Annotated in this window: 14 protein-coding genes; 11 read left to right on the forward strand and 3 right to left on the reverse strand. The window is 72.3% G+C overall.

The window, feature by feature from the left end:
* Positions 1–94 precede the first annotated feature (94 nt).
* Positions 95–4,819 (reverse strand): sigma 54-interacting transcriptional regulator, encoded by a 4,725-nt coding sequence (locus ACSRUE_RS31760; protein ID WP_441286866.1) that lies wholly within the window; start codon positions 4,817–4,819, stop codon positions 95–97.
* A 10-nt stretch (positions 4,820–4,829) separates the two neighbouring features.
* Positions 4,830–6,329 (reverse strand): hypothetical protein, encoded by a 1,500-nt coding sequence (locus ACSRUE_RS31765; RefSeq protein WP_441286867.1) that lies wholly within the window; start codon positions 6,327–6,329, stop codon positions 4,830–4,832.
* 268 nt (positions 6,330–6,597) lie between these two features.
* Between ACSRUE_RS31765 and ACSRUE_RS31770 the strand changes: the two genes are divergently transcribed.
* The 11 genes from ACSRUE_RS31770 to ACSRUE_RS31820 all read left to right on the forward strand — a co-directional run bounded on the left by ACSRUE_RS31770 (position 6,598) and on the right by ACSRUE_RS31820 (position 20,436).
* Positions 6,598–7,371 (forward strand): MBL fold metallo-hydrolase, encoded by a 774-nt coding sequence (locus ACSRUE_RS31770; protein ID WP_441286868.1) that lies wholly within the window; start codon positions 6,598–6,600, stop codon positions 7,369–7,371.
* A gap of 101 nt (positions 7,372–7,472) precedes the next feature.
* Positions 7,473–7,784: a TetR family transcriptional regulator C-terminal domain-containing protein gene (locus tag ACSRUE_RS31775; protein ID WP_441286869.1), complete on the forward strand. Its 312-nt coding sequence runs from the start codon at positions 7,473–7,475 to the stop codon at positions 7,782–7,784.
* Positions 7,785–7,895: 111 nt separating this feature from the next.
* Positions 7,896–9,419: an MbnP family protein gene (locus ACSRUE_RS31780; protein ID WP_441286870.1), complete on the forward strand. Its 1,524-nt coding sequence runs from the start codon at positions 7,896–7,898 to the stop codon at positions 9,417–9,419.
* Positions 9,416–10,462, forward strand: coding sequence for a cytochrome-c peroxidase (locus ACSRUE_RS31785; RefSeq protein WP_441286871.1), 1,047 nt, complete (start codon positions 9,416–9,418; stop codon positions 10,460–10,462). The genes ACSRUE_RS31780 and ACSRUE_RS31785 overlap by 4 nt, the downstream gene beginning before the upstream one ends.
* Positions 10,463–10,685: 223 nt before the next feature.
* On the forward strand, positions 10,686–11,126 hold the full coding sequence (locus tag ACSRUE_RS31790; RefSeq protein ID WP_441286872.1) for a hypothetical protein: 441 nt from the start codon (positions 10,686–10,688) through the stop codon (positions 11,124–11,126).
* A gap of 237 nt (positions 11,127–11,363) precedes the next feature.
* Entirely contained in the window at positions 11,364–11,741 is a 378-nt protein-coding gene (locus ACSRUE_RS31795) for a hypothetical protein (protein WP_441286873.1), read from the forward strand.
* On the forward strand, positions 11,738–13,438 hold the full coding sequence (locus ACSRUE_RS31800) for an ImmA/IrrE family metallo-endopeptidase (RefSeq protein WP_441286874.1): 1,701 nt from the start codon (positions 11,738–11,740) through the stop codon (positions 13,436–13,438). Before ACSRUE_RS31795 ends, ACSRUE_RS31800 begins: the two co-directional genes overlap by 4 nt.
* Positions 13,426–13,854 (forward strand): type II toxin-antitoxin system VapC family toxin, encoded by a 429-nt coding sequence (locus ACSRUE_RS31805; RefSeq protein ID WP_441286875.1) that lies wholly within the window; start codon positions 13,426–13,428, stop codon positions 13,852–13,854. Before ACSRUE_RS31800 ends, ACSRUE_RS31805 begins: the two co-directional genes overlap by 13 nt.
* Positions 13,855–13,997: 143 nt before the next feature.
* A complete protein-coding gene (locus ACSRUE_RS31810; protein WP_441286876.1) occupies positions 13,998–15,299 on the forward strand; it encodes a DUF6361 family protein in 1,302 nt (433 codons plus the stop codon).
* Entirely contained in the window at positions 15,296–17,164 is a 1,869-nt protein-coding gene (locus ACSRUE_RS31815) for a phospholipase D family protein (RefSeq protein ID WP_441286877.1), read from the forward strand. Before ACSRUE_RS31810 ends, ACSRUE_RS31815 begins: the two co-directional genes overlap by 4 nt.
* Positions 17,161–20,436 carry a DEAD/DEAH box helicase gene (locus tag ACSRUE_RS31820; protein WP_441286878.1) on the forward strand — a complete coding sequence of 1,092 codons (3,276 nt, stop codon included), beginning with the start codon at positions 17,161–17,163 and terminating at the stop codon, positions 20,434–20,436. The genes ACSRUE_RS31815 and ACSRUE_RS31820 overlap by 4 nt, the downstream gene beginning before the upstream one ends.
* 643 nt (positions 20,437–21,079) lie before the next feature.
* Here the strand turns inward: ACSRUE_RS31820 and ACSRUE_RS31825 are convergent.
* Positions 21,080–21,814, reverse strand: a complete 735-nt coding sequence (locus ACSRUE_RS31825; RefSeq protein ID WP_441286879.1) for a hypothetical protein — start codon at positions 21,812–21,814, stop codon at positions 21,080–21,082.
* Positions 21,815–21,848 lie beyond the last annotated feature (34 nt).

Below are 21,848 nucleotides of genomic sequence, written 5' to 3' on the forward strand. Positions count from 1 at the left end.
TGTGTTCAGTGCTCCGGAACCGCTGCCCTTCATAAAGAGTCCTCCGATACTGCGTTTGCTTGCCTCTCTGTCAGCGGCGCCTTCGCGAGGGGGTTCACTCCGCTTTCCTCTGCGATCCGGAGGGGGCGCGCATGCCGAGGCGCGCCATGCGCTTCTTCAGACCGTGGCGCGTGATGCCGAGGCGCTCGGCCGCGCGGCTGATGTTCCCGCCGGTCTCCGCGAGCGCGCGCCGGATCGGCTCGCGCTCGTCGTCCTCGGCCAGCGCGTGGCGTGCCTCGCCCGAGCTCCCCCGCCCCGCGGCCGGCGGCGGGGCGGGTCCGGCCATCGGCGCTCGGACCGGCGGCGCGGGGCGCTCGGCGGCGTCGGGCGTCCGGCGCGCGCTCGCCCGCAGCGCGCTCGCCCGCATCCCCCGCGGGAGGTGCTCCAGCTCGACGCGGCGCACGCCCAGCGCGGCCAGGCGCTGGACCAGGTGCGCGAGCTCCCGCACGTTGCCGGGCCACGCGTAGGCATCGAGCGCCGCGAGCGCGCGCGGCGCGATCTCGATGGGGGCGCCCGCCCGAGCCAGGTACCCGGCGAGCAGCAGCGGCACGTCGCCCTCCCGGTCGCGGAGCGGCGGCAGGTGGATCTCGATGGCGTTCACCCGGAAGAGCAGGTCCTGCCGGAACGCCCGCTCGGCGACCGCCTGCGCGAGGTCCCGGTTCGTGGCCGCGACGATCCGCACGTCGAACGGCCGCTCGTCGTCGCTGCCCACCGGGCGATAGCGCCGTGACTCCAGCGCCCGCAGCAGCACCGCCTGCCGCGCGAGCGGCAGCTCCCCCAGCTCGTCGAGGAAGAGCGTGCCGCCCTCGGCCCGGGCGAGCAGTCCGGGGCGCGCGCGCTCGGCCCCCGTGAACGAGGCCCGCGCGTGGCCGAAGAGCTCCGCCTCGAAGAGCGCGTCGGGGACGGCGCCGCAGTTGACGGCGACGAGCTCGCGCGAACGACGCGGGCCGAGATCGTGGAGCGCGCGGGCGAAGAGCTCCTTGCCCGTGCCGGTCTCGCCCGCGAGGAGCACGGGCAGATCGCTGTCGATGGCCGCGTCGAGGCGCGCGAGCGCCCGGCCCAGCGCGGCGCTCTGGCCCAGGATGTCGGGGAAGCTCCTCCGCGGCTGGGCCGCGGGGACGACGGTCGTGTCGGCGCGCCGGAGATCGGGCGCGGGCTCCGCGAGCGAGGCGAGGCAGGCAGGCGCCGGGCCTTCGCGGCGGGGCTCTTCCGGCGCGCCGGGGCGGGCGAAGAGCCGCAGGAAGAGCCCAGCGAGCGACGCCCAGCGAGCGGCCCGCGCCTCCGTGACGGCGTCGAAGCACGCTGGGCGGAACCGGTGCTCGACCACGATGAGCGCGCGCGGAGGCCCGGGGAGCGCCGGACCTGGCGAGGTCGCGCTCGCCGCCAGGGCACGCGCGCCCGCCGAGGCGTGGCCCGCGCCGGCGCGCAGCACGAGCCGCGAGCCGCGGCCGCCCGGCGTCTCCACGTCGCGCTGGTAGTGGACGGGCGCGGCCTGGCTCAGGGCAAGCTGCGCCAGGTCGGGCGCGACGCGCCGGGCCGCCTCGGCGATCTCCAGCCCGTCGAGGTCGGCGCCCCAGGCCGCGACCACCCGCCCCTGCTCGTCGACCACGGCGAGCAGCGCGCGCTCGGCCCCCGACTGCTGCACGAGGGCACGCGCGAGCCCGACGGCGGCCTCCGCGGCGCCGTCCGCGGTCGCCACGGACGCGAGCCACGCCCAGAGCGCGCCGTCCTCTCCGCTCGCCGCCGCCATCATGCCTGGGCCAGCATACGCGCCGCCCGCCGCCGCCGGCGCGCCCTGCACTGCGGACGGTGCCCCATGCGCGCCGCCCGGCGCCGCCGCCGCGGCCGGCGCCCGCCGTGCGCCCGGCCGCGCCGAGCGCAGCACGTCGAGCGCCTGCGCCTCCACCTCCGCGAGCATCGCCGCGCGCGCCCGCCGCGCGGCCCGGATCGCCCCCCGCGCCGCCCGCCGGGGCTCCGCCGGCAGCCTGGTGAGGTGCGCCTGCGCCTCCGCCACCTGGGCCCGCGCATCCACCAGCGGGTCGTTCGACCGCACGCCCGGGTCCAGCGCCGCGAGCGCCGCGAGCGCCCGCCGCCCGTCGCCGTCGAGCAACGCCACGTTCGCCCGCGCGATCACCAGATCGGCCTGGATCGCCGCGGGGAGCGACGCAGCGAGCGCCCACGCCTCCTCGATGCAGCGCTCCGCCGCGCGCGCGTCGCCGCGGCGCACCTCGATGTCCGCGCGCGCCGACAGGCACCAGCCGCGCCCCGCCACCTGCCCCAGCGATCGCGCGAGGCGCATCGCCTCGTCGAGCGCGCCGAAGGCCTCCTCGTAGCGCGACGCCTTCCCGAGCGCGATCCCGAGGTTCATCAGGCACGAGCGCATGCCGGCGCGGTCCCCGAGGGTCCGCTTGACCGCGAGCGACGCCTCGAACGTCCGCACCGCGCCGTCCACCTGGCCGCGGTACAGGGCCACGATGCCCGCGTTGTGGTGGAGCCGCGCCACCTCTTCCACGTCGTCCACGCGCTCGCCTTCCACGTCGTCCACGCGCTCGCCACCCGGGGGCAGCTTCGCCTGCGCCCCCGCGAGCCACGCCTCCGCCTCGCCCCAGTCGGCGCGCATCAGCGCCACGAGCCCCAGCGTCGACAGCGCGAACGCCTCGGCCGCGCCGCCGCCGAGCCGCCGCGCCGCCGCGAGCGCCGCGAGCGCCTGCTCCTTCGCCGCCGTCGCGTCGCCATCCCGCGCGCGCTTCTCCGCGCGCCGCCGCAGCGCGAGCACGAGCACCCGCTCGTCGCGCTGCGCCGCCTCGTCGAGCCACGCCACGACCTGCGGGTGCGCCGCGCCCACGCCCGCGTCGCGCGTCAGCCGCTCGAGCCTGCAGAGGAGCGCCGGGGTCCTCCGGTCCGGGTCCTCGCCGAGCGCGAGCAGCGCCTGGATCTCCTCCGACCGCAGCCCGGCCTCGCGCGCCTGCGCCGCGGCCCGCTCGTGGAGCTCTGCGCGCCGGGCCTTCGTGCACGGCGCCGCCGCCGCCGAGAGGAGCGCCGACGCAGGCGCGCCGGGATCCGCGAGCAGGGCCGCGGCGACCTCCTCGGCGACCTCCGGCGTGGCGAGCGCCGCGGCGAGATCCCTCGCCAGGGCGGGAGCGGACAGCGTGGTGAGCGCGCCGGTCGCCGCCTCCCGCCGCGCGATCAGCGCGCCCGCGAGCAGCTCGCCGAGGGCTCGCTCGCCGGAGGCGCGCGGCTGCCCGCCGCCCCGCGCGTCCGCCCGGCCGCCGCGCCCGAACCCGAGAGCGCAGCGCGCCTCGGGCAGGGCGCCGCCCGCGATCGCGATCGCGGCGAGCGTCGCGCAGGCGCCGGCCGACAGCCCGCGCACGCGCTCGATCGCCGTGTCCTTCGTGAGCGGCACGCGGCCGAGCGACGCGAAGAGCCACCCCGGGTTCTTCCCCGACGCCACGGCGGCCTCTCGCACGCTCGCCTCGTCGTCCACGCCGAGCGCGCGGCACAGCGCGCCGAAGCTCGCGTCGCCGAGCGGCCCGAGCGCCACGCACGCCGCGCCCTCGGGCGCGCTCCGGGCCGTCGCGACCACCTCGATCGCCGCGCCGCCGGGCGCCGCCGGCCGGCACCGGTACGCGTCGAGCGCGGCGCGGAGCTCGGCCGGGGCCTGCTCCAGGTCGTCCAGCAAGAGCAGGAGCGGGGGCCCACCGCCGGGCGGCGTCACGAAGGGCGGCGCCTGCTCTGCGCCCCGGAAGAACGCGATGAGCCGCAGCACGAGCGGGTCGGCGTCGCGCGGGAACGCCACGCAGCGGGCGCTCCGCCCGGCGAGCAGCGCCCGCGTCACGAGCTCGCGGCCGAGGTGGCTCTTGCCGGCGCCGCTCGGCCCCGTGACGTAGCGCACGCGGCCTGGCGGTGACGGCGCCTGCTGCAGCGCCTCGAGCTCGCGCTCCCGCCCGATGGGCGCGGGCGGCGTCCCGACGGCGATGCCCGCCTCCGCGGCCGCCACGCCGAGCTGCCGGAGCACCTCGCGCGCCTCGGCAGGGCGGTCTCGCGGGTGCAGCGCGAGCAGCGCCTCGATCACCTCGGCCACGCTCGGCTGGACCCACGACGCGGCGTCACGCAGCGGTCGCCGCGCGCGAAAGGGCCCGGGCGGGCGGCCCGCGGCCGAGCACCACGCGAGCGCCCCCAGGCTGTAGAGGTCGGACGCGGCCGACGGCGCGCCCCCCGCGAGCAGCTCGGGCGCGGCGAACGCCGAGGTGAACGCGACGGCGCCGCCCGGCGCGCGCGCCCTCGACACCGCCGCCCCGAGGTCGAGGAGCACGGCCTCGGCGCCGCCCCCGCCGAGGGGCCGCATCCGGACGTGCGCCGGCTTGAGATCGCTGTGCACGAACCCCGCGTCGTGCAGGGCGGCGAGCGTCCTCGCGACGCCGGCGAGCACGCCCGCGAGCCGCGCCGGGCGTTCGCCGGCCGGGGCCCGCTGCACCCACGCCGCGGCGTCGTCGCCGGCCACGTACTCCTCGACGAGGAAGGGCGCTGCCGTCCGCTCGTCCCGCCCGAGATCGTGCGCCCGCACCACGCCGGGGACGCGCAGGCGCGCGAGCAGCGCGAACTCGCCGAGCAGGGTGTCCTCGCGGAAGGCGCCCTGTCGGAACACCTTCGCGACGAGCTCACGCCCCCGCGCCTCGCGGTCGATCACGCGCCCCACGACGCCCTGCGCCCCCTGCCCGAGGATCTCGCCGGGCTCGTACCGAGCATGGGCCACGAAGGGCTCGCGCCGCGGGGCGTGCATGGCCGAGAGGTTACTCGCGCGCGGCGCTCGCCGTCGCTCCGGCTGCGATGCGGGCGAGCAGGGGCTCGCCATACGCGGGCTCGCCGAGCAGCGCGAGCGCGCGGCGGAGGCGCGGCTCGGCGAAGCGCCCGAGACCGTCGAAGTGGCGCGCGGCATCGCCGGCGAGGGATGGGTCTGCGAGCCGCCGCGCCGCGCCGACGTCGGTCGACTCGATCTCGGGCGAGAGCACCTCGACGCGGAGCATCATGACGCGCACGACGTCGGCGGGCGCGGGATCGATGAGGATCGGGATCGAGGCGTCGGTCCACGCCTGAGGAGCGAGGTAGAGCACCCGGACGCCGGGCGTCCGGAACCACTGGCGCTTCCAGGTGTTCACCATGGCGACGGCCTCGTCGTGGTACAGGCCTGTCGCGTCGAGGGCGTCGATCATGCTCGCGCCGAGCGACGCGACGAACTCGTCGAGGGGCGGCGCTCCGTCGAGCGACGGGGCGCGCTCGACGAGCGTGCCGCCCGTGGCGATGCCCTGGGGGTGCGCGACGAACGCCCCCGCCGAGGCGCCGACGTTGAGGACGAAGACGGCGCCGATCGCCTCGTCGAGGGTATTCTCGGCGGAGATCGCCCCGCCGGTGCCGGCCGTCACGCGGACGGGCAGGTCGAAGTTGCCGAGCCCTCGATAGAACAGGAAGCGCTCGTGCTGGGGCGCCTCCGTCGCGCCGGGGACGCCTGCGACGCGGAGCGGGTTGGCGCCGACCTGGCGCGCGTGAGCCCACGTGAACCGATCGAGCGGCGCCTCGGGCAGAGGGACGTCGCTGTCGCGCCCGAGGATCTCGAACGTACTCCACTGGAGGAGGCCGTTCACGCTCGGGCCGTACATCTCTGAACACATCGGCGAGCCAAAGGGGAACTCGGGGTCGAACGCCGGGTCCGCGTACGTCGTCACGCCAGCAACGGTGTTGGGCGCGATGATGGGCGGGTAGAAGTCGCGGACGGCGGGGTACCACTGCGTGAAGATCCCTTTGCGGAACGCTATCTGGACGTGCGCGGTGAGCGGCTCCTCGGCGTAGAAGTAAGTGACCGGCGTCTCCATCTTCACGTTGACGTTCGTCGACATCGAGCCATCGAGCGAGCCGGCTTCGAGCCGATCATAGACGAAGGAAGGGAGGTCCTCCTCTTCGTGGTGCAGCCCCGGTTGAAGCGCGCCGTCGGAGCCGACGACCACGGTGTCGGTGCCCCATTCGTGGACGATGAAGCCCTTGCCGGGGTACGCGAGATCCGGCGCCGAAGGCACAGCGGGCGCGGCCTGCTGGTCGGAGGGGACACCATCGTGAGGCGCCGGACCGGGCGGATCGGGCGCCACGCCATCGTGAGGCGCTGGACCGGGCGGATCGGGCGGATCGGGCGCCACGCCGCCGGTCGAGCTGCCGCTGTCGGTCGTTCCGGAGCACGCGGCGATCAGGGTGGCGAGGAGGACGGAAAGCGTCAGGCGGTGGGATGTCGGTGCGGTTACCATGGTAAGATCTCCTGCCCGGCCCTGAAGCATCTCTCGGGCCATCACGCCAATCCGTTGAATTTCAATGGATTGCGAGCGTCGCACCGACGCCGTTACCAGGGGAGGTGGTAACCGGAACGGCGGGGTGACCAGGAGCTGGTAACGCCACCACCCAGACACGCGTGTTAACGTGCGCCGCATGCGGATCGCGCCTCAGATGGTCGTCACGCCGGCCATCGGCCTCGTCTTGGTGCTGCTCGAGAATCAGGCGGGCGGTTGAGTGAAACGCATGGCCACTTTGCCGATCGCCGACCGCTGGTTCGAGATCACGCGCGTCAGCGATGACATCACGCTGCTGATCGAGCCGCACGTGGTGCCGCTGATGCGCTGCAACATCTGGCATGTGCGCGGTCGCGATCGCGACCTGATGATCGACACGGGGATGGGCATCGTCAGCCTGCGGGAGGCCATAAAGCACCTGATCGACAAGCCGGTGACGGCGGTCGCGACCCACACCCACACCGATCATGTGGGCAGCCACCATGACTTCGAGCACACCTTGGTGCACGATCTCGAGGCGGAGAACCTGCGCTCACCGACCGACCGCGGCACCTTGCTGGCCTCGGTGATGGGCGCCGCGGAAATCCGCAAGCTGGGCGACGCTGGCTATCCGATCGAGGGCGATGTGATCACCGCCCTGCCCTACGCGGAGTACGACATGGCAAGCTACGCCCTGCATGACGCGCCGGTCACGGAGGTCGTCGCCGAAGGCGACATCGTGGATCTCGGCGACCGTCACTTCGAGGTGCTGCACCTGCCCGGTCACTCGCCGGGCAGCATCGGTCTGTGGGAGGCGGCGACCGGAACCTTGTTCTCGGGCGATGCGATCTATGACGGGCCGCTGCTGGATGAGATCGAGGGCGCAGACATTCCCGCCTACGTCCGCACCATGAAGCGGTTGCGGGAGCTCCCAGTGCAGATCGTGCGTGCAGGCCACGGCCCCAGCTTCGGCCGGGCACGGCTGATCGAGCTGGTCGATGCCTACCTGGCGAAGCGCGCCTAGCGTGCGCCGGCATGTGCCTGGGGCTGCGCGCCCTCAGTCGCCGCCGAGCCCCCCGCCGCCCTCCGTCCCCTCGCGGAGCACGCCCGCGTCGAGCGACCCTTATGCTTGCCAGGGCCCCACCGACTGCGTGCTGTCGTGCCCGGAGCCCGCGGGGTGTTGCGGGTGGCCGTGCGGGTGCCAGCACGCGATCCACCGCGACCATCGCGCCGCGCTCGAGGCGCATCGCCGTCGAAGAGGGCCACTTCCGCTCGGACCTCGACCTCTCGCAGTTCGCCTTCGAGGCCTATGCCATCGCGTCCGGCTCCCACGCGCTCAGCCGCTTGATGCGCGACGAGACGTCGGAGCGCCGGGCCCGCGCCGCCTTCGAGAGGCTCGTGACCGACGCCCGGCGTTCGCCCTGCCGCGCTGCCTGATCCGTCTCGCAATCCCCCGAGGAGGTCCCCCATGCAGGAAGCCAGTCAGGTCCATTCGTCGCCCCATAATAGAACGGCCGTTCGTGCTGATCCGCGACGTCGGCCACACTCGTGGAGCTGGCCCGCGCGGTCACCGTCGCGATGGACGAGGTCGGGCCCGTCCACGCCATCGTCGCGCACTCGATCGGGGGCGCCGCGACGACGTACGCGCTGTCCCGCGCGGCGTCCGTCCGGCCCGCGGGCGCTCCGGCGCCGAGGCTCGTGTTCATCGCGCCGCCGATCAGCGCGGTCCGCTACACCCAGCATTTCGCGAAGCTCCTCGGCATCGACGAGGCCGTCCGGCGCCGCATGGTCGCCCGCCTCGAGGCGCGCTACGGCGTGCCGCTCGCGGACCTCGACGCGCTCTCTGCGGCCCCGCGGATGAACGCGCCGCTGTTCGTCGTGCACGATCGCGACGATCGCGAGGTGTCGTTCGAGGCAGGCGCGGCGCTCGCCGCGTTCGTGGCCGGGGCTCGCGGCTGGTGCACGGCTGCCCCGCACATCATCCCTCGCCTCACCGCTCGTCACGCCGTCGATCGCGCCTTGATCGCGTCTCCCAGCAAGATCCCGGCGATGCGTCATCTGTTCCGGTGTGGTGCGCCATCGCGTACACTCGATCCCACGATGAAATCTCCTGGCTTGTTCCGGTTGATCGGGTTGCTCTTGGGCGCCGCGGCGGCTTGCGGCACGTCCTCGAATCCGCAGCAAATGGCGTCCGGGACCGGCGGGGCGGGCGGCAGCCAGCCCGACGGGTCCGGTGGAGCGAGCAGCACGGGCGGCGCGGGCGGCGCGGGCGGCCAGGCCGAGGCCACCTGGCCGACCGGTTGCGCAGAGCAGCCGGCGTCCATCAGGACCGAGGGCGCCATCGTCGAGCTCGCGTTCGAGCTCGTCCTCGGCGGCGCGCCGTTCCTGTTCGGCGAGCCGAACGTCGCGCCGGGCGGCAGCACGGTCACGCCGCTCAACATTCGCTTCTACGTCTCGCACGCGGCGCTGATCGGGGCGGACGGCGATCTCGTGCCCGTCGATATCGTCGGCCCGGAGGGCGCCGCCACCCCTTACGGGGTCCACTTCTACAACGCCGAAGACCCGGGCTCGGCCACGCTCCGGCTGCGCGCTCCGGCTGGCAGCTACGAAGGCGTCAGCTTCGTCTGGGGCTTGCACCAGGCCTGCAACGTCTCCCGGCCCGAAGCGAACGTCGCGCCTCTGTCGGAAGCCTCCCAGATGACGTGGCCGCACACCGGTTACCTCTTCCTGCGCTACGAGGGCAACGTGGCTCCGCCGGCCGAGGGAGAGGGTGGTTCCGGCGATCCGGACGGAGAGACGGCCACGGTTCCGCCGGCGGTCCACATGGGAGGCAACCTGCGCGAGGATCTCGCGCCCAGGGTCGAGGTACGAGGCGCGCTGTCCGTGCCCGCGAGCGGCTCGACGGGCAAGGTCGTCCGGGTCGTCATGGACGAGGTCTTCGGGGGCGCCACGGCGGACATCGACTTGACCGGGTATGTCCCGCCGCCCGGCCCCGTGGGAGACGAGCTGTACGCGGGTGAGCGCCTGCGGCGCGGCCTCCCCGATCTGACGGTGTTCGCCTTCGATCCGTGACGCCTGGCCTCAATCGTGGCGGGGCCATCGGCCTTTCGGCGCTGCTCCTCGCGGGCGGATGCGGCGACGACGGGCCGGCGGCCCCTGGACCTTGGCCGCCGCTCGTCACGGACGCCATCCCCGCCGGGTTTCCCGCGCGCACCGCGGCGGCCAGAGCGCCGGCCGACAACGCGCTCACCGAGGCGAGGGCCCAGCTCGGCAAGAGGCTCTTCTTCGACAAGCGCCTCTCTCGCACCGGCGAGATAGCGTGCGCGAGCTGCCACCGCCAGGAGCACGCCTTCGCCGATCCGGTCCCTGTCTCCCAGGGGGTCGACGGCCGCCTGGGAGAGCGGAACGCGCCCGCGCTGGTGAACCTGGCCTGGGGCGAGAGCTTCTTCTGGGATGGCCGCGCGGCCACCCTGGAAGAGCAGGCGGGGAAGCCCATCGAGAACCCCGACGAGATGGATCTACCGCTCGCCGAGGCCGTCGCTCGTGTCGCCGGCGATGACGTCTACGTGAAGGCGTTCAAGGATGCCTATGGCGGGCCTCCCGGCGAGGAGTCCTTGCGCAAGGCCATCGCCAGCTTCCTCCGTTCGATCGTCAGCGCCGACAGCCCTTACGACAGGCACCGGCGCGGGGACGACACGCGCTTCGGAGACGCCGAGCGCCGCGGCGAGGAGCTGTTCCTGACCGAGCGGGGCGGCTGCTTCCATTGCCACCCAACCGGAATGCTCACCAACGAAGGCTTCTTCAACAACGGCACCTACCTCGACGGCGGCGACGCCGGGCGGCAAAGGATCACCGGACGGACGGGAGACCTTGGCAAATTCAAGGTGCCCGGTCTGCGGAACATCGCGGCGAGCGCCCCCTATATGCACGACGGATCACTGGCGACGCTGGAGGAGGTGGTCGACCAGTACGATCGCGGCGGGCTGGGCCATTTCTCGACCGATCCGCAGATCGATGAGCTGGGGCTCTCCCCGGACGAGAAGGCCGATCTGGTGGCGTTCCTGCGGTCGCTGACCGATCCCGCCTTCCTCGACGATCCGCGGTACCGTCCGTGAGCGGCAAGCCAGGGGCATGGCGCCGTGTCCCCGGATGCCCTCTGTGCCGCCTGGTGGTGAACCCGCGGCCGGCCGACCCCGCCGAAGGCCCAGCATCGTCGACACCAGCGCGAGGCCAACGTGACCGGCCCCGAGGCGTGGCCAGGCAGCATCTCTGCGCAAGCGAGGCCGGAAATCGCGCCCATAGGAGCTCCGTGCCGTATCATGACCGCCCCCCTGCCCCATGCAGACCTCCCGAGCCACGTCCCGGCCGCCCCCGTCTCCCGATGCCTCCCTCGCGGAGGGCCGCTTCGCCCGCGTCCGTGGCCGTCGCTGGGTCATCCAGCGCGTCGAACGCGCGCCCGGGGAGGACACCGCCGTCCCCCTCGCGTGCGTCGAAGACGACGCGGCAGGCGCGCCCCTCGAGGTCCTGTGGGAGCGCGAGCTCGACGCCCAGCTCCTCGGCGAACACGCCTTCGCCAGCGCCCCGATCACGCGCTTCGACCGCCCCGAGCTCTTCGCCGCCTACCGCGATACACTCCGCTGGAGCTCGGTCACCTTGACCACGCCCGACCTCTTCCAGTCCCCGTACCGCGCCGGCATCGCCATCAAGGCGCACCAGCTCGCCCCCCTCCGCAAGGCGCTCCTCCTGCCGCGCGCCAACCTAACTCTGCCTTGGAAATAGCAAGCTAAGTGCTTGAATTTCCATGCCTGGTAGTGCGCCGCAGGCGCATCCCGTCTACTGCGGAAAGTTGCCCCGGATCAGCAGAAAAACCGCCAAGTCGCCAAGGACGCCAAGGGGAGAGGGGGGAAGGGGGCCGTCCCGGCATTCCCCCCTATTGCCCGGGTTTCTTGGCGCCCTTGGCGGCTTGGCGGCTCGCTTCCCCGGCCGACTTCCCGCAGTAAAGCTAAGATAGGCTCCATGCTGGTCTACAAGGAGAACAAGAAACACAAGCCGGGGTCCTTCGGCCTGGGACCACCACGCTGGTTTCCGGACTGGGATATGCCTTGCCCAGATGACCTCGCTCCCAGCCAGGCACAGCGTTTGCTTGAGGACTCGCTGGAAGGAGCGGACGACGCGCATCCGAACCGCAAGGCGCGTTACGCCATGGATGAAAAGGGTCGCTTCTTCAAGGGCTACTGTGAAGCCACAGCCGACGGGGCTGAACAGTGGCACGGCTACGAGGTGCGGGAGGCCCGGGTGCCTCGGGATGTGCCAGCGCGCATCCTCAAGAACTTCGTGAAACAGGGCCGGCTCACTCGGACGCGCTACAAGAAGCTGCTCGGAGGCGCCGCGTGACCCTCTTCGGTGACAGGAAGACCTTTGCGTTCGAGCTGCGCCCACTCGCGAAACCTCCGCCGGAAGCGGATCACAGCGCTGCAGCGACCTGGGCCGAGCTGCAGATCTGGGTGTGCGGACGGAACGTCACCCGGCATGTGCACGAGGACCGGTCCCCTCAGCTCTGCGAGGGACTTCACTGGCCGGTCATCTACCTGGCGCGCTGGCTTGCGCGGAGCTGGCCGAAGCTCTTCGAGCAGCAGGTCTGGCCCATCCCCGGGTCGTACCGGAACGCGCGGGACGTGTGCCGGGCGCTCGACACGCACCTCCTCCAGCTCGAGGAGGAGGCGGATCGGGGGACAGTGGATGACGACGAGATCGACCGATTCGCCGAGGAACGGGACGACTTCGTGCGTTCGCACGCGCTCGCCGCAGGGGCGGCCGGCGGCCTCTGCCCCGACATGTACTTCGCCCGCGACGGGGCGCGGCTCTCGATCGCCCTGCGAAGCGCGGCCGCTCCCCCTGACGTCCAGTTCCTCTACAGACCGCACCAGAGGGACATCGAGGCGCCGCTGTTCGTGGATGCCGTCCGGGGGCTGATCGGTTGGGCTCACGAGCAGATCCGGACGATCGATGAGCCGGTCTGCATCGAGGACAGGGAGCTCTTTTCCGCGTGGCTCTCGCGGGTCGAGAGCCCGGCGGCCGCCGAGGCGTCGCTCTTCGGTTACATGGGCATCGCCATGACGAAGCTCGGTGGCAGGTTCCACAGCGCTCTCGACAGGCTGCTACCAGCACCAGGAAAGGAGGTCGCCCGGTTGCTGGAGCTGACCCAGCTCTTCGAGCTGGAGGATTCCTGGTGGAAGGAGGGCGCCAGCTTCGACCCGTCCCGATCCGGCGTGGCCATGGTCTTTCGCGCCCTGGCGCCGACGCTGATGCCCAGCGATATCCTCGGTATCGTCCAGACGCTCCGCTCCTACCCGAGGATCGACCGGGCAGACGGGGCGCTCCTGGCAATGCGCGGCAAGCTCCCGCCGAGAACAGGGCGCGAAAGGGACTTCGATCACGGCTATGCTCTCGCCGCGGCGTTCCGCGAGCATCTCGGGAACGTGACCGGCAGGCTCGACGTCGAAGCCTGGCTTCAGGAAACTGGCATTTGCATCGAGGAGCTCCCGATCGCAGACCCTGACGTCGATGGTGGAGCCGTGTGGGACGACGCGCACGGGCCGGTCATCCTCGTGAACCCGGATTCGCCACGAGCGAAGACGCGATGGGGACGGCGCATGGTGCTCGCCCACGAGCTCTGCCATCTCCTCATTGACCGGGATGCCGCCATACCGCTCAAGATCATGAGCAGCGCGTGGGCCCCACCCCTGCTCGAGCGCCGCGCCAACGCCTTCGCGGCGGAGCTGCTCCTGCCCCGGGCCGGCATCGTGGATCAGATCGGCATCCCGTCGGCCCTGCCCGACGAAGCCACGCTGGAACACTTGATGGATATGTTCGAGGTCGGCGAGACCGTGTGCGTGGAGCACATCCAGAATCGTTTTCAGCTCGATGTGTGGGGACAGGCGTACCGGCCGCAGGCGCCCGTGCGCCCCGCGCGCCCCGCTCCGCCGAAGGGCCTCAAGGAGATGCTGCTCGCCATGCCCGATGTGGGAGAAGACGCCGACTTCGAGCGGCCGCTGGATCATGGGAGACCCGACGAGCCGTGGGACTCTTGATCGACACCAACGTCCTCTCGGAGCTGCGAAAGAAGCATGGCCCCCACCCGAACGTGGCCGCGTGGTTCGCGTCCGTGGACGAAAACGACATCTACCTCTCCGTCCTCGTGATCGGAGAGATCCGCCGCGGGATAGAGAACCTCCGCCGCCGGGACGCGACCGCCGCGCACGCGCTGGAGGCATGGCTGATGCAGCTCGAAGCGGGATACGGGGCTCGCATCTTGCTCGTCACCCGGGACATCACTGACCGCTGGGGGAGGCTCTCGTCTCCAGATGTCCTGCCTGTCGTGGACGGGCTCCTCGCCGCCACCGCGCTGGTCCACGGCCATACGCTCGTCACGCGCAACACCCGGGATGTAGCGAGGACCGGGGTGCCGGTGCTCAACCCCTTCGAGCCGGCGAACCCCTCCCCGTGAGGTGCCAGTCGGGCCGGGACCGATGCCGGGACAGCGGCTCACCGCCCGCGCGGCCCTCGGCGCGGCTTCGAAGGAGGCGGCTCCGAGCGTCCGGCACGCCTTGACAGCCCCCCGCGCGCCCGCGTCTAGTAGTGACCACTAGCTTGGCCGCCCTCACGAGCACCGTCGGCTGGATCGATCTCTCCCCCGCCGCCCTCCGCACCATGCGCGCGGAGCTGGAGGGGCAAGAGAAGGGCGTGCTCGACGAGATGGGCGTCGGCGCGCTCCACGCCGGTTACGCCGACGCCTTCTTCCCGGGCACCTCGGTCCTGCAGACCCGCGCCCGCTACCTGCTCTTCGTCCCGTGGACCTACCTCTGGGTGGCGAGCCGCCGCTCGAGCCCGGAGAACGCCGGCGCCCTGAAGGAGAACGCCGATGCCTGGCTCATCAGCCGCCTCCGCGAGACCGAGAGGGGCAACGGGATCATCGGCGGCGAGGTCTATCCGCGCCCGCCCGTGCAGCCGCCCGACGTCGCTTACTGGACCGCGCTCCGCACCTTCCGCCTTTACGACGGCAGCGCCTCCCGCGCGCAGCTCCTCGCCCGCTGGGATCGGCGCCGGATCCTGCGCCGCGACGACATCCGCCGCGGCGACGAGGATCTCGATCAACCGCCGCTCGGCTGCTTCGACGTGCCGGGCGTGCCGAAGTGGTGGATGAACGAGGATCACGAGGTGCGCTTCTCGCTGGAGCCGGAAGAGGCCCAGTTCCTGCGCGATCGACTCGTGGCGTCCCAGCCCGGTTGCCTGCTCGGCATGGCAGCCTCGATGCTGAAGAAGAGCCGGCGGCCCACGAGCGACCGGCTCTGGGACGACGCCTTCATGCTCGATGCCGCCCGCGCGCTGGACGAGCGGAACGGCGGCCACGGAGAGAGGACGGCCTCGGTCGTCCAAGCCGTGGAGCGGACCCGGGGAGCGTCGGCGATCGCCGAGATGGTGCGCGCCATCTACGCGGCGCTCGTCGAGGGGCAACGGGAGATCGACCTGCGACGGGCCGGGCGGCCGACGCCCGACGATGTCTTCGGCTACCGGAATGGCCTGTACAAATGCTGGTCGGGTGACGGGAAGACGACCGTGGACGAGGCCGCGGCGCTCGACCTCGCGGGGCTGGCCGGCGACATCCACCTGCCCGGCGATCTCCGCTTGCTCCTCGAGCACGTTCAGTCCCGCCTTCAGGCCATCAAGAGGGCCAAGCAGGTCGATGCCCTGCTGCTCGACTCGAGCACGCGCGAGCTGTTCACCCGGATCGAGCGACGCCGGAAGCGGGCGCGCGCGCGCTTGCCGGAGCGAGACGGGCTCACACGGCGCGAGGGCTTCGACGCCGGGACGGTCAGGGCGCGCGGGCTGGACTTCCGGTACCAGGTCGCGCGGCAGCTGCTCCTGGACCTGCACGGAGGGCTCTTCGCATGAGCGACTCCGAGGGCGGCGAGCGGCGAGCGCGCGCGTCCTCCCTCGCGCTCCTGGACTGGCTCCGCCCGCCGGCGGGCTACGTCACCGATTGCGCGCTGGGGACGTCGTTTTCCCTGGACCTGATCACCTGCGTCGCCGCGCTGGTCGCGCTCGACGGCGCCGCGTGCGACACGGCGGACTTCAGCTTGACGGCTGCTCTGCGCGCGATGAACCGGCTCTCGGACAACGTCCGGGTGGTGGTGCAGCAGGGGTGCATCCACTGGCGCCCGGGCACCCATCCCGGCGTGCTCCCTCTCTTGGATCGCGTCGTCCGGCCTGTGAGCCTGCCGCTCACCGGGGGCTCGTTCCACCCCAAGGTCTGGGTCGTGCGACAGCGCCCCGCCGGCGAGGAGACGGGCGACGTGCGCTACGTGCTCGTGGTCGGATCCCGTAACCTGACCCGTGACGCGTCGTGGGATCTCGGCGTGGCGCTGGAGGGGTACGTCGGTAAGGCGGCGGGGCTCGATGGCCACGACGAGCTCGTGGACTTCGTGCGCTTCGTCTGTGAGGCGGGCGGGACCAGGAGCTTCGCCGAGCGCTTCCGCGATCTGGGCTCCGTGTCCTGGGCGCTGCCGCCCGGGGTGAGCGAGGCGCGCTTCGGGTTCCACGGGCGAAGGCGCATGGACTGGTCGGAGACGGCGCTGCTCTCGCTGCCGGAGGACGCCCGGCGCGTGCTCGTGCTCTCGCCGTTCCTGGACGCCGACAGCGTCAAGCAGGTCGCGGCGCGCTGGGGAGATGCCCCGGAGCGCCGGCTCGTGTCCGGGACCGAGGCGCTTGACCAGATCGCGCGCAGGCAGCAGCACGCGGCACTGGACAAGCTCGATCCGCGCTGCATGGAGATCGCCCGGGACGAGCCGGTCGTGCTTCGCAGCGAGCCAGCGGCGGAGGCGGCCGAGACGGCCGCCCGGGAAGATCCCGAGGTCGCCGAGGAGCCCCGCGGGCTGCACGCGAAGGTCGTCGCGGTGTGGCACCGGCGCCGCGCCCACGTGCTGATCGGCAGCGCCAACCTCACGCGCCCCGGCTGGCTCGGCGCCAGCGCCGAGGCCTGGCTGCTGCTCTCCGGCAACCCCACCCTGGCCGACGCGCTGTGGGACTGGTCCGCGGAGAGGTCCTGCGAGTATCACGCGCCGAGCAAGCCGGCGGCCGGCCCCGATACGGAGATCAAGGCCCTCGACGACGCCCATCGCTACGTGGCCGCGCGGCGCTACACGCTCCAGGAGCACGGTGCGGAGGAAGCGCGCCTCGAAGCCGATGCGCCCCCGCTGCCCCGGGCGCCGGGCCAGCTCGACCTGCGCATCGCGCGGCTGTCGCAGCCGAAGGTGACGTCGCCCTGGGCCCCGCAGGCGTGCGCCATGGCCATGCCGGCCTGCGATCCGGCGGAGCGAACCGCGTTCTTGATCTTCGCGCTGCGCGCGGGAGCCGGCCCGGAGGCGCTGGAGCGCGCCTGGGTGCAGCACGTCACGCTCGAGCCGAAGCTCGACGATCAGCGCGACGGCGCGCTGCTCCGCCGCGTGCTCGGCCCGCGGCAGTTCCTCGAATACCTGCGCGGCTACCTCGATCCGGCCGCGGGAGACGGCCCCGACGAGCCACCCGGCGAGGCGCACGCCGGCCCGTCCTACCGCGGGGATGGCTCGTCGAGCTCCCCCACGGAAGAGCTTCGCATCGAGACGATCCTGCGCGCTCTGGCAAGGAACCCGAAGGAGACGGTCGCCATCCTGGGCAAGGCCATCGAGCAGTACCGCGCGGCGGCGACGGACGAGGGCGATCCCCGGCTCAACGAGCTCTGGACGGCGTGGCAGGCCATCGAGGAGGCCTACGGCCGATGAGCACGACCAAGCGAAAGGCGTTTCAGCAAGCCACGGTCGATCACGCGCTCGCACGGCTCCGCGACCGCAAGGGCTCGCGGCGCTTCCTCGTCGCCGACGAGGTCGGGCTGGGCAAGACGCTGATCGCCCAGGGCGTGATCGAGGATCTGTGCGCGGACGCCAGCGCCGAGGGGCGGGTGCTCCGGGTCTTCTACGTGTGCTCGAGCCTCGGCATCGCCAGCCAGAACACGACACGACTGCTCGACGTGCTGCCGACCGAGGAGCAGCGGGAAGCGGCGGGGGTGCCGGTGGGTCGTTTGACGGAGATCCCCGGTCTCGAGGCGCCGCCGGACGCGCCCTTTCACCTCTATTCGCTGACCCCTGGAACCTCGTTCCAGGCAGGCACTGGCAGGCTGGCCGAGCGTGTCCTGATCGGGAAGGCGCTCGAGCAGATCTGGCCGGATCTCCCGGAATGCGATGGATTCGTCGACGCGATGCGAGGCCAGGCGGGCCTCGGATCCTGGCGCCACGCCTGGAACAAGATGCAATGGCCCGAGCGCGGAGTCGGCTACCTGAGCCGCTTCCGCGCTCATCTAGCGCAGGCGCTGAACCGCAGTCCGCATGCCTGGCGTGGAACCATCCAGAAGCTGCTCCGCGCCCGGTTCGAGGAGACAGTGCAACACCGCGACACCATCGAGCTCCTGCGCCGCGCCATGACGCTCGCCGTGGTCGAGCAGCTGGCCCCCGATCTGGTGATCTTCGACGAGTTCCAACGCTTCTTCGAGGTGCTCCCCATCGACGCAGACGACGAGACGGACGAGCAAGACGAAGACGACGATCGCATCGAGGAGGCCCACCATGTCGTCCGGACGATGCTGCGTCACGAGGCGGATCCAGCGGTGCGGCCCGCCGTCCTGCTGTTGTCGGCGACACCGTACCGGATGTATGCGCGTTTCCGCGACGGCGGCCGGCACCACGAGGAGCTCTTCGATTTGCTTCGCTTTCTGCACGGCGACTCGGCCGCGAAGGAGCTGCCGCAGCTGCAGGAAGATTTCCAGCTCTATCGAGAGCGCATCATCCGCGATCCGCCCGGCTCCGAGGCTGTGCACGCCGTGCGGCAGCGCATCGAGCAGAAGCTCAAGCGAGTGATGGCCCGCACCGAGCGGCGTGCCCTGATGCGCGCAGAGCTGTCACGCGAGCGGTCGGCGCCGAGGACAGCCCCGGTCGAAGCACGGGATCTCGCGGTCTTCCGGCACTTCGCAGCCTGCGTGCGCCCGGAGGATCACCACATGGTCGAGCCGCTCTGGTCCTCCATCCCTTACCCGATCCAGATGATGCGGCACGACTACGTTGCCAGCCGCCACGCGGACCTGACGCAGGCCACTGCCCCGTCGCCAGAGGTCCGCCTCAGTCGGAAGCGGCTTTGTGACTACTCGCACGCGGAGCACCCGAACCCGAAGCTCCGGGCGCTCCTCGACGCGATGCCGCAGCAGGTGCTCGCCCTGCCCTGGATGCCGCCTTCCCGTCCGTGGTGGCCGCTCGGCGGCATCTTCCGAGATGTGGCGGCCGGTGCTGCGAACCCCTCGAAGGCGCTGATCTTCTCGCGCTTTCGCGCTGTCCCGCGCGCGCTCGCGACGCTCCTCAGCTACGAGGCCGAGCGCGCCGCCTTCCAACCCGAGGGCGGTCGTCGTTTCGGTTACTGGATGCGCCACCGCTCGGACGCGCGCAAGGCGCGGAAGGGGCGAGCACGCGCCAAAGGTCGACAGGAGCTGCTCCGTCCGCCGCCGCCTGCGTTCACCTTCGGGGCCTCCAGAGGGCACGATCTCCGGCTGCTGCTGATGTTCTTGCCGCTGCCACGACTTGCGGAGCTGGGCGACCCGCTGACCTTCGAGGCGGCGCACGAGATGGTCCTAGCGACGGCGCGCGAGCGAGTCAGGGCGCGACTCGAAGAGATCCTCGACGTCGACGACGCGAGGGAGCGGCGTGAGCCGGCCTGGAAGTGGGCGCTGCACTTGGAGCGCACGGCGCCCACCTGGGAGGCGCTGCGAGAGGGCATCGAGCAAGCGGCGGACGAGCTGCGCGCAGAGCATCGCGGCGTGGCGACGGCGTGTGCGCACCTCCTCGAGGCGCCCTACGGCAAGATCGAGGGCGTACCTTCGCCGGCGGAGCTCGACGACCTCGCGGAGCACGCGCTCACGGCGCCGGGGATGGTGCTCTGGCGGGCCAGGACGAGGGTGTTCGGTGCGGCGCAGGATCCAGCCGCAAGCATCGCACGCGTGGCGCGAATCACGCTGGTCGCGCTGCGCACGTACCTGGACGCGCCCGAGTGGCACAGGATCCTGGCCGCCCAGGCCGCGCGGAGACCAGCGTGGAAGCGGCGGGCCGCGACGCAGCCGTACCCGGGCGCGCTCCGCCGGGCGGTGTGGGACGGGAACCTGGAGGCGGTCCTCGACGAGTACCTGGTGAGCTTGCAGGGCCTCGGGCACCGCTCACCGAGCGGTGAAGGCGACGAAAAGGCGCTCTCCGAGCTCGGGAACGTGCTCGCCATCCGCGGTGTGCGCCTCGAGGTCGACGGTCTCGGGCCGAAGCGGACCAAGCTGCCGTTGCGCTGCCACGCCGCGCTGCCCTTCGGCCTGACGTCGAGCGAGGCCAGCGCCGACTCCGGCGAGCGCCTCCGCAGCGACACCGTGCGCGAGGCGTTCAATTCGCCCTTCCGCCCGATGGCGCTGGTCACGACGTCGATCGGGCAAGAAGGGCTCGACTTTCACCGCTACTGCGGGCACGTCGTCCACTGGGATCTGCCGAGCAATCCGGTCGATCTCGAGCAGCGCGAAGGGCGGGTCGCCCGCTATGGTGGCCTCTCGGTGCGTCAGGCGCTCGCGGCCCGGATCGGGGAGCTCGCGCGGGATCGCAGCCCCTGGCACCTGCTCGCCGAGCGCTTTCGCGACCGGGAGTCGGCCGGGGGCCTCGTCCCCTGGTGGGACTTCGACGGAGCGAGGATCCGGCACACGATCGTGCGGCCAAGCTTCTCGGAGCAGGAGCGCCGCCTGGCCGAGCTCGAGGACGCCCTCGCGCTGTACCGCTACGCGCTGGGACAGCCCGATCAGGAGGCCCTCGTGCGGGCGCTGGAGCGGCGCATCGCAGGCGCCGATGACCACGAGCGAGAGCGGCTGAGGGAGTGGCTCCGCGAGGCGGCGCTGGATCTCTGCCCGCTCCTCCCCGAGCAGCGGCGCCCTTGTGACCAGCCCGATCTCCGCGATAGCGTCGAGATCATCAGGAGGAGCGCCCCGTGATGGATCCGGTGGATGTTCGGGATCGCCTCGTCGACGTGCTGCGTGACGACCTCATCGGCCCCACCGAGCCCGAAGAGGCCCTGGTTGAGTCGCCGTCCAGCTGGTACCTCACAGGCTTCCTCGTTCCATTCGAGGGCGGAGAGGCCGCGCGCTCCGATCCCGAGGCCGACGACGAGCTCGAAGCCCCTGGCGACAGCGGCGACGGGGACGACGCCACGCAGCCCGAGGAGGTCTCCAAGCGAAAGGTCCTCCTGCCTGCGTCCATCGGCATCAGCGTGCTGCTCGCGCCGGGTACGAGGACGATCGACGTCACGGCGCCCTGGGGCAACTCGGACGACGACGCGCCCACCCAGATCGAGGTGCGCTGCGTCACCCCGCACTGCGCCTGGTCGGGTGGACAGGTCGAGGTCCGCGGCCTGGCCAAAGGGATCGCGGGTCCGGAGGGCGGCCTCTCCACCGCGGAGATGGGTGCCACCCATCTTTTCCTGGAGCCACGTCCACCGGGAGATGGCTGCCACCCATCTTTTCTTGGAGCCACGTGCACCGGGAGACGAGTGCCACTCGTCTTTTGCTGGAGTCACGTCCACCGGGAGACGAGTGCACCTCGTCTCCCGCGTGGAGGAGCCGGCTCACCCGGATGGGTTCACGGCGTCCCGCCCGCCCCGAGCGGTGGCGTCGAGACGGCTTCGGGCTTTGTCGCGGAGGCTCTTCGACGGGGCTTCGCGAGGTCGTCGACCATCTCGACGTAGGGCGCCAGCAGGAACGCGGCGAGCGCCTCGCTCCCCGGGAACTCCGGGTCGGCGTGGCTCTCGATCTTCTGGATCATGCTCCGCAGCGCATCCCGGGCGGCGCTCCACTGCGGCCGGCCGGCCGTCGGCGCACCTTCCTTTGCGAGGACCACGTTCGTGAAGCCGTAAGCCTCGCCGAAGCGCGCGTGGGCCGCGACGAGCTGCCGGTGATGCCGGGTCCCGCCGAACCCCTCGATCACCCCCCGCGCGCGCTCCTTCTCCAGCGTCTTCATCCGCTGCGCCATCGCGGCCCACTGGACCCGGGGCCGCCGCGTGATGAAGCGAAGCCCCTCGGGCGCCGGAAAGAGCTGCGCATACAGCCAGCGCGCCTCGGTGGGCGATGGCGTCTCTCCATCCTCCGAGAGCCCGGCGGCGCCCGCGTTCCACTGCTCGAACGCGCGCCGTCGGTCGTCGCTGTCGGTGCTCGCCGCGCTCCGCTCGGCCTCGGTCGGCGCCGCATGGCGCTGGTCGGCCTGCGCGCTCGCCCGCGAGCCGCGGAACCCCTGGCGCTCCGTCGCGGCCGCATCGAATCGCTTCCACGGCCTGTCGACGTGCGGCGACAGCGCCGCGACGGGGCAATGCCCTGTCATGATCCGCAACGGATTGCGCTGTTGCGCAACGCTC

This window comes from Sorangium sp. KYC3313 (assembly GCF_052075895.1).
Lineage (GTDB): Bacteria > Myxococcota_A > Polyangia > Polyangiales > Polyangiaceae > Sorangium > Sorangium cellulosum_B.

What these genes read in the sequence shown, in the direction of transcription:
- ACSRUE_RS31770 (WP_441286868.1), top strand. Translation starts at nt 6,598, where the DNA reads ATGGCCACTTTGCCGATCGCCGACCGCTGGTTCGAGATCACGCGCGTC.
- ACSRUE_RS31790 (WP_441286872.1), top strand. Translation starts at nt 10,686, where the DNA reads ATGCAGACCTCCCGAGCCACGTCCCGGCCGCCCCCGTCTCCCGATGCC.
- ACSRUE_RS31765 (WP_441286867.1), bottom strand. Translation starts at nt 6,329, where the DNA reads ATGGTAACCGCACCGACATCCCACCGCCTGACGCTTTCCGTCCTCCTC.
- ACSRUE_RS31760 (WP_441286866.1), bottom strand. Translation starts at nt 4,819, where the DNA reads ATGCACGCCCCGCGGCGCGAGCCCTTCGTGGCCCATGCTCGGTACGAG.
- ACSRUE_RS31775 (WP_441286869.1), top strand. Translation starts at nt 7,473, where the DNA reads ATGCTTGCCAGGGCCCCACCGACTGCGTGCTGTCGTGCCCGGAGCCCG.
- ACSRUE_RS31815 (WP_441286877.1), top strand. Translation starts at nt 15,296, where the DNA reads ATGAGCGACTCCGAGGGCGGCGAGCGGCGAGCGCGCGCGTCCTCCCTC.
- ACSRUE_RS31795 (WP_441286873.1), top strand. Translation starts at nt 11,364, where the DNA reads ATGCTGGTCTACAAGGAGAACAAGAAACACAAGCCGGGGTCCTTCGGC.
- ACSRUE_RS31820 (WP_441286878.1), top strand. Translation starts at nt 17,161, where the DNA reads ATGAGCACGACCAAGCGAAAGGCGTTTCAGCAAGCCACGGTCGATCAC.
- ACSRUE_RS31825 (WP_441286879.1), bottom strand. Translation starts at nt 21,814, where the DNA reads ATGACAGGGCATTGCCCCGTCGCGGCGCTGTCGCCGCACGTCGACAGG.